Genomic DNA, 13015 nt, shown 5'->3' on the forward strand with positions numbered 1-13015 from the left:
ATTGAGCAGCAGCCAGATTACCAGGCCGCGCGCCAGCCAAGTTTTCTATTGGGTAAAGTGCTGCTATGCTAACAGCCTGAGTTCGGGGCAGTAGCAGCATGTAACCGCCTGCCTGCAGTTCGCAGTCATCGATCGGGGCTGCGCCATAGCCGGTCAATAAATCAATTCAGTTCAGACAGCTTGCGGGTATTCAGGCGCCGGGAGCTGGTATGGGAGTGATATGCAAAAAGTACCAATGACAAAGGAAGGTGCCGAAAAGCTGCGTAAAGAGCTTGCGGAGCTTAAATCGCAGGTCCGCCCGCGCATAATAGCTGCCATTGCAGAAGCCCGAGAGCATGGAGACCTGAAAGAGAATGCCGAATATCACGCGGCCCGGGAGCAGCAGAGTTTCTGCGAAGGGCGGATCGCGGAGATCGAGGGTAAGCTGTCAGGCTGTGAAATTATCGATGTGACTCAGATAGAACCCACCGGTCGGGTTATATTCGGCGCTACTGTGACCCTGCTTAATCTGGACAATGAAAAGCAGTCGGTCTATCAGATCGTCGGTGAAGATGAGGCTAACGTTGCTGCCGGCAAAATCAGCGTGGGCTCACCTATCGCCAGGGCGCTGATGGGTAAGCACGAAGGAGACGAAGTGGTCGTCAAGGCTCCAGTTGGCGATATCGAGTACGAGATTGAGAAGGTGGAGCACCGCTAGGCAAGGGCAGTCATCGCGCTGGAAGTTTCAAAGGGCCATCCACCCTGTCCTCGAATGCAGGCGGAACAGGAGCGAAGGTGCCGGGCGGCTCAGACTTTACGGAGCAGGTTGGAAAGCCGCGGATCAGCTTTTCGGGTTGCCCGGTATATCAGCAGGATATGACCGACCTGCTGAATACACTCGGCCCCCAGCAGGTCGGTCAGCTCGTTTTTAATTGCCTCCCGGGCGACCCGGTCACCGACGGCGATCTTGACTTTAATAAGTTCGTGGTCGGTCAATGCCCGCTCCAGCTCCAGCCTGACGTTTTCGGTCAACCCTTTATCAGCTACCGTGACGATGGGCTTCAGTTTGTGGCCGATGGCGCGAAACTGCTTTTTCTGCTGAGAGTTAGTGGGCATGGTGCTGGGTCATCCTCCAAGGCGGGGCATTGTACCCAGATAGGCCGCATAAGGCGATATTTGAATCTGGGTCGCATACTTCGGTGATGAATTTTGGCAAGATCGAAAAGCAGTAAAGGCTGGCTGAAAGAGCACTTTGACGACGCCTACGTGAAGCAGTCCCGTGATCAGGGTTACCGGTCGCGGGCCAGTTTCAAGCTGTTGGAAATTCAGGATAAGGATCACCTTTTCAAACCCGGTATGACGGTGGTGGATCTGGGGGCTGCGCCGGGCGGGTGGTCTCAGGTAGCCGCCTCGCTGGTGGGAGCCGGTGGTAAGGTGATTGCCAGTGACATTCTCGCCATGGACCCGATTGCCGATGTGCAGTTCATCCAGGGGGATTTCACTGAGGACGCCGTGTTCGAGAAGATTCTCGCTGCCCTGGAAGATCAGCGCGCCGACCTTGTAATTTCGGACATGGCCCCAAACCTGAGTGGTATGAAGGAAATCGATCAGCCACGGGTCCTGTATCTCGGAGAGCTTGCCTTCGACCTCGCCACAACGGTGCTGAGGGAAAACGGCGCCTTACTCGTCAAGGTGTTCCAGGGGTCCGGACTCGATACTTACCAGAAGCAGCTTAAAACCCGTTTCAGGTCGGTAAAGGTAAGAAAACCACGAGCTTCCCGGGCCCGGTCAGCTGAACTGTATCTGCTGGCCGAGGGTTTTATAGCGGGTGAATGAACTTTAGTGTAATAATTCGCGTATCGAATAGTAACGAAACAAGCGATTTGAAGCGCCGGGGAACTCCCCGGTTGTTGCGAATGTGGTGGCCCCCCGGGCCGCTCCGAAAGGTCGCCGATTAGGAGATAAGCCTTTGAATGACATGGCAAAGAACTTGATTTTGTGGATGATTATCGCCGGCGTCCTGCTGATGGTTTTCAACAGCATAAATCAGGAAACCCGTGACGAATCCCTGAACTACTCAACCTTTATCAGGGAGGTGCGTTCCGGTCAGGTGGCCGCCGTGGACATAGCCGGTATCGAGATTGCCGGTATCCGTACCGACAACAGCCGCTTTCGAACCACCATGCCGATGATCGGTGATCCCCAGCTCATGGATGATCTGTTTGAAAACGGAGTCGAAATCCGTGCCAGTGCCCCAGAGCAGCAAAGCATCTGGAGCCAGTTGCTAGTGGCCAGTTTCCCAATTCTGATCATAATCGCGCTGTTCTTCTTCTTCATGCGGCAGATGCAGGGTGGCGGGGCTGGAGGCAAGGGTGGTCCCATGTCATTCGGCAAGAGCAAGGCCAAACTGCTCGGTGAAGACCAGATCAAGGTAACCTTTGCCGATGTGGCTGGCGTCGACGAGGCCAAGGAAGATGTTCAGGAGCTGGTGGAGTTTCTGCGCGAACCGGACAAGTTTCAACGGCTCGGCGGGCGCATTCCCCGCGGCATACTTATGGTTGGCCAACCCGGTACCGGCAAGACGCTGCTGGCCAAGGCAATTGCCGGTGAAGCAAAAGTGCCGTTCTTTTCAATCTCCGGCTCCGATTTTGTGGAAATGTTTGTCGGCGTAGGCGCATCCCGCGTGCGCGATATGTTCGACCAGGCCAAGAAGGCGGCTCCCTGCATTATCTTCATCGATGAGATCGATGCCGTAGGCAGACATCGTGGTGCCGGGCTGGGTGGTGGCCATGATGAGCGCGAACAAACTCTGAACCAGCTACTGGTGGAGATGGACGGCTTCGAGGCCAATGACGGCATCATCGTGATCGCGGCCACTAACCGGCCCGACGTGCTGGATCCGGCTCTTTTGCGTCCCGGTCGCTTCGACCGCCAGGTGGTAGTTGGCTTGCCTGACATCCGTGGTCGTGAACAGATCCTCAAGGTTCACATGCGCAAGGTGCCCATCGACGACAATGTGAAAGCCAGCCTGATAGCCCGCGGCACGCCAGGTTTTTCCGGCGCTGATCTGGCCAACCTGGTAAACGAGGCAGCCCTGTTTGCCGCCCGCGGCAGCAGACGCCTGGTAACCATGGAGGAATTCGAGAAAGCCAAGGACAAGATCATGATGGGCGCCGAGCGCAAGTCCATGGTCATGTCTGACAAGGAAAAACTGAATACTGCCTATCACGAAGCCGGGCATGCCATCGTCGGTCGCCTGGTCCCGGAACATGACCCTGTTTACAAGGTCAGTATCATTCCCCGCGGCAGGGCCCTGGGTGTCACCATGTTTCTGCCTGAAGAGGATCGCTACAGCATCAGTAAAACCCACCTTCTGAGTCAGATCTGCAGCCTCTATGGTGGACGGATCGCCGAGGAGATGACGCTTGGTAAGGAAGGTGTCACTACCGGGGCGTCCAATGATATTCAGCGTGCCACCGAACTGGCCAGAAACATGGTTACCAAGTGGGGGCTATCTGAAAAGATGGGTCCGTTGATGTACACAGAAAACGACGGCGAGGTGTTTCTGGGGCGATCCGCCGCTTCACCGACCAAGTCCGTCTCTGACGATACTGCCGAAGCAATCGATCACGAAGTACGCACAATTATCGATGAATGCTATACCAGGGCCCAGGAAATACTGGAATCCAACCGGGACAAGCTGGAATTGATGAAGGATGCGTTGCTCGAATACGAGACTATCGACGCCGAGCAGATCAACGACATCATGGAAGGCAGCAGGCCAAGGCCGCCGGCAGACTGGTCGGATCAGGACCAGAATAATTCCGGCACCGGTACGTTGAGCAGGGACGGAGACAAGAAAGCCGAGGGCCCGCAAGACACCATAAAAGACACCAAGATCGGTGGTCCAGCCAGCGAACACTGATGGGTCGGCACCAGCCGTGAGTCAGCAATTAAATCTCGGGGGTAGGCAAGTGGACTTGTCTACCCCTGTTGTTATGGGGGTAATAAACGTGACCCCCGACTCCTTTTCCGATGGCGCCACCCTTGGGACCCCTGAGGCTGACCGCTTCAAGGTTGCCGTGGATCGGGCTCTGGCCCGCGCCGAAGCCATGGTTGGCGCCGGTGCCAGAATCATTGATGTGGGAGGCGAATCAACACGACCAGGTGCTGCTCCGGTTTCCACGGAAGAAGAACTGCAAAGGGTGATGCCTGTCATTGAAGCTGTTCGCAGTAACCTTGATACTGCCATTTCTATTGATACCAGTTCGCCAGTGGTGATGCGTGAAGCCTGTCGTCTTGGGGCCGATATGGTCAATGATGTACGTGCACTGCAGCGGGACGGGGCACTGGCAGCGGTTTTGTCCAGCGCAGCGGCAGCCTGTCTCATGCACAGCCGAGGAGAACCAGGCACCATGCAGCAGGCTATTCACTACACCGACGTGGTGGAGGAAATCCTGGCATTTCTCAAGGATCGGGTGACGCAAACGATAAGCGCAGGTATTCCCAGAGAAAAGCTGGTGATCGATCCAGGCTTTGGTTTCGGCAAGACCGTGGCGCATAACTTCACCCTGCTGCGCGAACTGCATCGTTTCAGCGAACTGGAACTTCCGATACTGGTGGGTATTTCACGCAAGTCCATGATTGGTAATGTCACCGGCAAGCCGGCGGATCAGCGCCTGGCTGGTACGCTGGCGGCAACAAGCTGGGCGCTGACGAAAGGGGCGAAGATTATCCGTACCCACGACGTTGTCGAGACAATGGACATAATTAAAATACACTGTGCAATTACAGGTACAAGGTAAGCTGGAGAAGTGGTTATGGGGGAGAGCAGGAAAAAAAGGTATTTCGGAACAGATGGTATCCGAGGTACCGTTGGTCAGGCGCCCATTACGCCGGATTTCATGTTGAAGCTGGGCTGGGCGGCCGGCAAGGTGTTCGCCGGCAAGGGCAATGGTCGCAACAAGATATTGATCGGCAAGGATACCCGCATTTCGGGTTATATGTTTGAAGCCGCGCTTGAAGCAGGCGTTACCGCAGCGGGTGTGGATATCTACATGCTGGGTCCCATGCCGACACCCGCTATAGCCTATTTGACCCGCACTTTGCGCGCTCAGGCCGGTATCGTGATCAGCGCCTCTCATAATCCTTTCGAAGACAATGGCATAAAATTTTTCTCGGGCCGTGGCACCAAGCTGGAGGATGAGTTCGAATGGGCCATTGAGGAACAGCTGACGAAGGACGTGACAACGGTAGCGTCGAGTCTGCTGGGTAAGGCAACCAGGGTGAATGACGCCGCTGGACGTTATATAGAATTCTGTAAAAGCACGGTCAGTTCCAGTCTTAAATTCAATGGCCTGAAGGTTGTGCTGGATTGTTCCAATGGTTCCACGTACCACATTGCCCCGGCAGTCTTTGAGGAGCTTGGCGCCAAGGTCAAGGCTATCGGAGTGTCACCCGATGGCCTCAATATAAATCATCAGTGTGGATCCACCGCGCCAGAAAATCTGCAGCGCACCGTTGTTGAAACGCAGGCTGACGTGGGTATTGCGTTCGATGGGGATGGGGACCGGGTGATCATGGTGGATCACACCGGGGCGCTGGTGGATGGTGATGAAATTCTCTATGTCATTGCCCGTGACAGGCAGCGGCGCAACATCGATTTCGGCGGTGTGGTGGGTACCAAGATGACGAACCTGGGGCTGGAGCTGGTGCTGCGGGAAATGCAGATACCATTTACCCGCACTGATGTGGGAGACCGCTATGTGCTCGCTGAAATGCTGGCCCGCAATTGGGATCTTGGGGGTGAATCTTCGGGGCATATCATCTGCCAGGATATCAATACCACCGGCGACGGCATCGTTTCGGCGCTACAGGCCATGGAGGCACTGGTTCACTGCGAGCAGCCCCTGGCCGAGGTGAAGCGTGAAATGCGCAAAATGCCCCAGTCAATGATCAATGTCCGCCTGCCCAGCAAGCAGGATATTTCCGCTAACGAAGTGGTTCTTGCCGCGGTGGCGGAAGTGGAAAACACCCTGGGTGGCAGCGGCAGGGTTCTGCTGCGCCCCTCGGGCACTGAACCGGTGATCAGGGTGATGGTTGAAGGTGAGGACAGTGCCGTAGTGGACAGACTGGCCCGCGAACTGTCCGAACTGGTAGCCGCCGTAGTCGTCTGATCTGTGGAAGGGAGTGTCCGGGTCCGCCTTCAGGCCGATCCAGCCTGCCCGGAATCATGGTGCCGGCAGGAAATCCGTCTTACACTTCTACAGGCTGCTCGTTGGAAGTTGCTTTAACCGGGCAGGTTGGGTAGTATTGGCGCCCATTTTTTGCGGGTTGTAGAAACCCTGCAGGGCCACCGATAGTCAAGCAGCGGGATTAACTATCATGCGACGGAAGCTGGTAGCCGGGAACTGGAAAATGCACGGTTCCAGGCGCTTTGTCGAGAACACGCTGAAGGCCGTTATCGAGGCAACCAGTGGTCTGGGAAATGTTGACAAGGCTTTGTGCCCGGCCCTGGTTCACCTGCCTTTGGCCGGGTCAGTGCTGAGTGGCAGTGATATCAGCCTGGGTGCCCAGAACGTTCATTATGAGAGCGAGGGGGCGTTCACCGGCGAAGTGTCGGTCCCCATGCTGGCGGAATTCGGGGTGCAGCTTGTGATCGTCGGTCATTCGGAAAGGCGTCAGCTGTTCGCGGAAACTGACGCGACCGTGGCAAAGAAATTTATAGCGGTTCAGGCCGGTGGTATGGTGCCTGTCCTGTGTCTGGGCGAGTCACTGCAACAGCGTGAACAGGGCGTGACGCAGGAAGTGATACTGAGCCAGCTTGACAGGGTGGTTGAGGCGGCGGGCATCAAGGCTTTTACCAGTGCGGTAATTGCCTACGAGCCAATCTGGGCGATCGGTACCGGCAAGACTGCCACACCCGTACAGGCCCAGGATGTCCATGCCAGTATCAGACGGCACCTGGCGGGCCTTGACCAGGAAGTGGCGTCAGACTGTCGGATCGTCTACGGCGGCAGCGTGAATGCTGCTAACGCGGCGGAACTGTTTGCCCAACCTGATATCGATGGCGGTCTGGTTGGCGGGGCGTCCTTGAAAGCCGCTGATTTCGCCTCAATTTGTAATAGTGCGAGTTAAAGAAGATGCAATCTCTAATAGTCATAGTTCATATCGTAGTTGCCGTATCCATCATCGGGCTGGTACTGCTGCAACAGGGTAAAGGTGCGGATGCCGGAGCCTCGTTCGGTTCCGGGTCCTCCCAGACTGTGTTTGGCGCGTCGGGTTCAGGGAATTTTCTGACCAGGGCCACCACTATTGCGGCGACATTGTTTTTTATCACCAGCCTCTCGCTGGCTATTTTTGCGCGTGAGAATGCTGGGTTGAGCAGCACCGCCGGGTTGCCGGTTGTCAATGAGGAGTTACTGGAGCAGGCTGTTCCCGGGCCTTCTGATGTGTCTCAGCTTGACAGTGTGGGTGGCGCAGTAGAGCAGCCACAGTCCGGTGGCGACGTGCCTGCGGTCCCGCCGGCCAATTGAGCGTTGGTTGAAACAGAGTTGGAAATGGTAAAAATTGCCGAAGTGGTGGAATTGGTAGACACGCTATCTTGAGGGGGTAGTGACCTACGGTCGTGCCGGTTCAAGTCCGGCCTTCGGCACCAACCATGTATCACCTGCCATGGCAGGTTGTTAACGCCCATTAAGCTTGACTATTGGGCTCCTACTTCTTTATAATCTCGCACCCCGCTGAAGACAGAATGGCGCTTGGTTAAGTAGCTGAGGGTTCCTGGTCTTCGGAGGGGTGTCAAAGCCAGAACAGTTTTCCGGTCAAGGCCGGAAACAAGATTAGTTGCGGGGTGGAGCAGTCTGGCAGCTCGTCGGGCTCATAACCCGAAGGTCGTAGGTTCAAATCCTGCCCCCGCTACCAATTTAACAGACGGGTCTTTTTGGTAGGCCCGAGTGTCGGGCTCAACTGTTGTTGGGCGCAGCCGCTGAAGGTCGTAGGTTCAAATCCTGCCCCCGCTACCAATTTAACAGACGGGTCTTTTTGGTAGGCCCGAGTGTCGGGCTCAACTGTTGTTGGGCGCAGCCGCTGAAGGTCGCAGGTTCAAATCCTGCCCCCGCTATCAATTTGAATGAAACCAGAAGTGGCGGGAATGCCCGGTAGACGGGCGCGACTTAAGTACCTGCTGTCTGGTTTTGTGACTCTGCGACCAGAGTGGCCCGGCGCAGAGGTAAAAAGCCCCGGATCGGGGCTTTTTATTAGGAGCGACTGTGGTCAAGCTGATGTTGTGTCACTCCTGAGACCGAAGTGCATGACAGGCTTCTGTGGACATAAGTTTCTTAAGGAGTGGGCCATTGGCCCATTTTTTGTTTCCGCGGGCTGAAAAGTTGAGAACCGGTGAAGAGAAGCGAACGACAAATAGCTGACCTGCTGGAACCGACAATCACTGCCCTGGGGCTGGAATTGTGGGGTGTCGAGCATATTTCCCAGGGCCGCCACAGTGTGCTGAGAATTTATATCGATAATCCGGATGGCATCTCCATAGAGGATTGCGAACGGGTAAGCCGGCAGGTGAGTGCTGTTCTGGATGTTGAGGATCCTATTGCCGGGGAATACAACCTGGAGGTGTCGTCCCCAGGTGCAGACCGGAGACTGTTTTCGCTGGAACAGTTCAATCTGTACGTCGGCAACGAGGTCAGTGTCAGATTACGGACCCCGATAGAGGGGAGACGGAAGTTACAAGGGCGTATTTCCGAGGTGACAGAGAATACTGTCTGCCTGGAAGTCGATAGTGTTATCTACCAGTGTCCGTTTGAAGCAGTCGAGAAGGCAAATCTGGTCTTCTGATGCATTTCATGTTCGTTGGCATTGGGCGCGGGCATGGAGAAGTAAGTTAGGGTGAAACCGTTATGATGAGTAAAGAGATTTTAATGGTTGCGGACGCTGTCTCGAACGAGAAAGGTGTGTCCCGTGACGTTATCTTTGAAGCGATCGAATCCGCCTTGGCTACGGCAACGAAAAAGCTGCATGGCAACGATGAAATCGATTGTCGCGTCTGTGTTGATAAGAAAACTGGCGAATATGAAACTTTCCGGGTCTGGACGGTAGTCGATGACGAAGAATACGAAGACCCGGCCACCCAGTTGACTCTGGAGCAGGCCACTGAAAAGGATCCTGCCCTGGAAATTGGTGGCGCCTGGGAGGAATCCATCGCAAATGTGGAGTTTGGCCGCATTGCCGCACAGACCGCCAAACAGGTGATTGTGCAGAAGGTGCGCGAAGCAGAGCGAGAGCTGGTCATATCGGAGTACAAAGACCGGGTTGGCGAGCTGGTTTCAGGATCGGTAAAAAAGGTGACCAGAGACAGCGTCATCGTCGATCTCGGAAACAATGCGGAAGGCCTGTTACCGCGTGATCAGATGATTCCGCGGGAAACTTTCCGCACCGGCGATCGGGTAAGAGCGCTGCTGATGGAAGTACGGTCGGAACAGCGCGGTCCGCAGCTGATCCTGAGCAGAACATCGCCCAACATGCTGATCGAGCTGTTCAAGATCGAAGTGCCAGAGATCTCTGAGGAAGTCATAGAGATCCGCGCCGCCGCCAGAGACCCGGGATCCCGCGCCAAGATTGTAGTGAGTACTAATGACGGACGTATCGACCCGGTCGGTGCCTGCGTCGGCATGCGGGGTTCGCGGGTGCAGGTAGTCTCCAACGAACTGGCCAACGAGCGAATCGATATAATCCTGTGGGATGACAACCCGGCCCAGCTGGTCATCAATTCCATGGCACCGGCTGAAGTGGCCTCCATTGTCGTCGATGAAGACAGCCACACTATGGATGTTGCCGTGGCGGAAGATAATCTGGCCCAGGCCATTGGCAGGAACGGCCAGAACGTAAGGCTTTCCAGTGAGCTGACCGGCTGGACCATCAACGTCATGAGTGAGGAAGATGCGGCGGCCAAGCTGCAGCTGGAAGCCAGCAACTATATCGGGATGTTCCAGGACAAACTGGAAGTGGACGAGGATGTTGCCGAAGTGTTGGTGCAGGAAGGGTTTACTTCTCTGGAAGAAATCGCTTACGTACCACTTGATGAAATTCTGGCAATTGAAGGGTTTGATGAAGAGATTGCCAACGAATTGAGAAACCGGGCCAAGGATGCACTTCTGACCCAGGCTATTGCTTCGGAAGAGAATATTTCCAGTGCCAACATTGCCGATGACCTGCTCAATATGGAAGGCATGGATGATCAACTGGCGCTGGCTCTGTCCGAGATGGAGATCCTCACCATGGAGGATCTCGCTGAACAATCGGTTGATGAACTGATGGTAATTGAAGGCATGGACGAAGAGCGAGCAGGCAAACTGATCATGACTGCGAGAGCCCCGTGGTTTGAATGATCGTTTGAGCCGCGAGGAAAGATTTTAAGGGGTATTGTCAATGGCAGATGTAACAGTTAAAGAGCTTGCCAGAGTGGTAGGTGTGACAGAGGAGAAGCTTCTTGCTCAGATCAAAGAAGCGGGTCTCCCTCATACCAGCCCTGATGAGGCCATCACTAATGAAGACAAGAACACATTGCTGTTGTTCTTGCGGCGCGGCCATGGCAATCGTGATGCTGCCGATGGGGCTCCCCGCAAGATAACACTCAAGCGAAAAACCATTGCCACACTCAAATCGTCTTCCGGGCACGGCCGCGGCAAGACTGTGAACGTAGAGGTGCGTAAAAAGCGCACCTATGTGAAACGCAGTGCCTTGCCGGAACAGGATCAGGAAGCCCCGGTCACCGAAGCAGAAGAAATAGTTGAAGCGGAACAGCTGGTAGAAGAGAGCATGGCCACTGAAGCTGCCGAGGCGGAAGTTGCGACTCCGGAAGCGGAGAGCGAGGCAGTTACGGGCCCCGCCGAGGAAACCGCTGCTGCCGAGCAAGCTGGAGCTGTTCCTGAGATACCGGATGTGGCGCCGGTGGATCCCGAATCCACGAAGGCCGGCAAAGCTGTTCCGAAGCGCAAACCGCGGGAACCCGGCGAAGTCGAGCGCGATACAGAAAAGAAAGGCCAGAAACCAAAAGACAAGGCTCCCCGGCGTCAGGCCAGGACCAGAGCTCCCACTGCCGACGATTTCGTGCTGGAAGACGGCGAATATGCCGAAGTGGAAGGCCACATGCGGCGCGGCGGTCGCAAGGCCAAGTCAAGAATGGCCCGCAAGCAGCATGCCTTCGAGAAGCCTACTGAATTTATTTCTCGCGAAGTTACCATCGGAGAAACCAATACCGTAGCGGAGCTGGCGCAGAAAATGTCTGTCAAGGCTGCCGAAGTGGTCAAGGTACTCTTCAAGATGGGAGTCATGGCTACCATCAATCAGATACTGGATCGTGACACATCGACGCTGCTGATCGAAGAAATGGGTCACCAGGCCAGATTTGTTTCCGAAGACGCTATCGAGGAACAACTCTACGAGGATCTGGCGCAGCACGAGGGCAAAGTGGAAGTGGTAAGAGCGCCCGTCGTGACTGTCATGGGGCATGTTGATCACGGTAAAACTTCGCTGCTTGACTACATTCGCAAGTCCACTGTCGCCTCCCACGAGGCTGGGGGCATTACCCAGCATATTGGTGCTTACCATGTGAACACCGACCACGGCATGATCAGTTTCCTGGATACACCGGGGCACGCTGCATTCAGCGCTATGCGCTCACGGGGTGCAAAGGCCACGGACGTGGTGATCCTGGTGGTTGCCGCAGACGATGGCGTCAAGCCGCAGACTGAAGAAGCCGTCCATCATGCCAAGGCGGCCAAGGTGCCCATCGTGGTCGCCATCAACAAGATCGATAAGGAAAACACCGATACGGACAAGGTGAAGAGCGAGCTTGCTGCACTGGATGTCATTCCCGATTCATGGGGTGGTGATACTCAGTTTGTCGAAGTATCCGCCCACACGGGGCAGGGAATTGAAGACCTGTTGGAAGCGGTGCTGCTGCAGGCAGAACTGCTGGAGCTGAGGGCTTATACCGATGTGCCGGGCAGCGGCATCGTAATCGAGTCGCGGCTGGACAAAGGGCGGGGCCCAGTGGCCTCGGTGCTGGTCCGTAACGGTGAGCTGAAACAGGGTGATATCGTACTGGTCGGTCATGAATATGGAAAAGTACGGGCGCTGATTGACGAGAACGGCAAAAACGTCGATTCCGCGGGCCCTTCCATACCGGTCGAGATCCTGGGGCTAAACGGGGTGCCGGAAGCCGGTGATGAATTCGTTGTTGTGAAGGACGAAAAGAAAGCGCGTGAAGTCGCTGAGTTTCGTCAGATTCGAACCAAAGATAGCCAGCATGCACTTCAGCATACTGCCAAGATGGATTCCCTGTTTGCCGGAATTGGCAAGGATGAGAAAGGCACCCTGAATGTCATCATCAAGGGTGACGTGCGGGGATCTGTGGAAGCCATAGTCTCTTCACTGCAGAAGCTGGGCACTGAAGAAGTAGAAGTTAATGTGGTTTCTTCTGGCGTCGGTGGTATCACCGAAACCGATGCTCACCTGGCTGCCACATCGAGGGCCATGATTATTGGCTTTAATGTGCGGGCAGATAAAGCAGCGCGCGACGTAGTGGAAACCGAAGGGTTGGAAATGCGCTACTACAATGTCATCTATGACGTTATTGATGACGCCAAGGCCCTGATGAGCGGCATGCTGAAGCCTGAACTTCGTGAAGAAATTGTCGGCGTTGCTGAAGTGCGCGACGTATTTACTTCGCCGAAGTTTGGACAGATTGCCGGCAGCATGGTTATCGAGGGCACGGTATATCGAAACAAGCCGATCCGGGTGCTACGGGATAACGTGGTGATCTACGAAGGTGAACTGGAGTCTTTGCGTCGGTTTAAAGACGACGCAAATGAAGTGCGCAGCGGTATTGAATGCGGTATCGGTGTCAAGAATTACAACGATGTCCGCGTTGGTGACAAGATAGAAGTTTACGAGACCAGGGAAGTCGCGCGAACTCTGTAAGTCAGCGGTTGAAATTGAAATCAGACTGGTCAAGTAACGAGAC

Annotated in this window: 11 protein-coding genes and 2 tRNA genes; 12 read left to right on the forward strand and 1 reads right to left on the reverse strand. The window is 55.2% G+C overall.

Going from position 1 to position 13015, the window contains the following annotated elements:
* Positions 1-220: 220 nt before the first annotated feature.
* Entirely contained in the window at positions 221-697 is a 477-nt protein-coding gene (gene greA / locus R3F50_08610; protein ID MEZ5490367.1) for a transcription elongation factor GreA, read from the forward strand.
* Positions 698-786: 89 nt separating this feature from the next.
* Here greA and R3F50_08615 read toward each other — a convergent pair whose 3' ends face one another.
* Entirely contained in the window at positions 787-1095 is a 309-nt protein-coding gene (locus R3F50_08615) for a YhbY family RNA-binding protein (protein MEZ5490368.1), read from the reverse strand.
* Between the two features lie 93 nt (positions 1096-1188).
* On the opposite strand from R3F50_08615, the gene rlmE reads away from it, so the two are divergent.
* From rlmE to infB, 11 genes are all read left to right on the forward strand, one after another.
* Positions 1189-1815 carry a 23S rRNA (uridine(2552)-2'-O)-methyltransferase RlmE gene (rlmE, locus tag R3F50_08620; protein MEZ5490369.1) on the forward strand — a complete coding sequence of 209 codons (627 nt, stop codon included), beginning with the start codon at positions 1189-1191 and terminating at the stop codon, positions 1813-1815.
* Positions 1816-1948: 133 nt separating this feature from the next.
* Positions 1949-3904 (forward strand): ATP-dependent zinc metalloprotease FtsH, encoded by a 1956-nt coding sequence (gene ftsH / locus R3F50_08625; GenBank protein MEZ5490370.1) that lies wholly within the window; start codon positions 1949-1951, stop codon positions 3902-3904.
* Between the two features lie 16 nt (positions 3905-3920).
* Entirely contained in the window at positions 3921-4784 is an 864-nt protein-coding gene (folP, locus tag R3F50_08630) for a dihydropteroate synthase (protein ID MEZ5490371.1), read from the forward strand.
* Positions 4785-4799: 15 nt separating this feature from the next.
* The gene (gene glmM, locus R3F50_08635) at positions 4800-6155 is read left to right on the forward strand and encodes a phosphoglucosamine mutase (protein MEZ5490372.1); all 1356 of its coding nucleotides are present in this window, start codon (positions 4800-4802) and stop codon (positions 6153-6155) included.
* Between the two features lie 208 nt (positions 6156-6363).
* Positions 6364-7116 (forward strand): triose-phosphate isomerase, encoded by a 753-nt coding sequence (gene tpiA / locus R3F50_08640; protein ID MEZ5490373.1) that lies wholly within the window; start codon positions 6364-6366, stop codon positions 7114-7116.
* Between the two features lie 5 nt (positions 7117-7121).
* Positions 7122-7514, forward strand: coding sequence for a preprotein translocase subunit SecG (gene secG, locus R3F50_08645; protein MEZ5490374.1), 393 nt, complete (start codon positions 7122-7124; stop codon positions 7512-7514).
* Between the two features lie 36 nt (positions 7515-7550).
* Positions 7551-7636: transfer RNA gene (locus R3F50_08650), tRNA-Leu, on the forward strand.
* 189 nt (positions 7637-7825) lie between these two features.
* A tRNA-Met gene (locus tag R3F50_08655) sits at positions 7826-7902 on the forward strand.
* 474 nt (positions 7903-8376) lie between these two features.
* Positions 8377-8826, forward strand: a complete 450-nt coding sequence (rimP, locus tag R3F50_08660; GenBank protein MEZ5490375.1) for a ribosome maturation factor RimP — start codon at positions 8377-8379, stop codon at positions 8824-8826.
* A 65-nt stretch (positions 8827-8891) separates the two neighbouring features.
* The gene (gene nusA / locus R3F50_08665; protein ID MEZ5490376.1) at positions 8892-10376 is read left to right on the forward strand and encodes a transcription termination factor NusA; all 1485 of its coding nucleotides are present in this window, start codon (positions 8892-8894) and stop codon (positions 10374-10376) included.
* A 40-nt stretch (positions 10377-10416) separates the two neighbouring features.
* On the forward strand, positions 10417-12972 hold the full coding sequence (gene infB, locus R3F50_08670) for a translation initiation factor IF-2 (GenBank protein MEZ5490377.1): 2556 nt from the start codon (positions 10417-10419) through the stop codon (positions 12970-12972).
* The last annotated feature ends 43 nt before the right edge of the window (positions 12973-13015 follow it).

Source organism: Gammaproteobacteria bacterium (genome assembly GCA_041395725.1).
In the GTDB taxonomy this organism is placed as follows: Bacteria; Pseudomonadota; Gammaproteobacteria; order Pseudomonadales; family Pseudohongiellaceae; genus NORP240.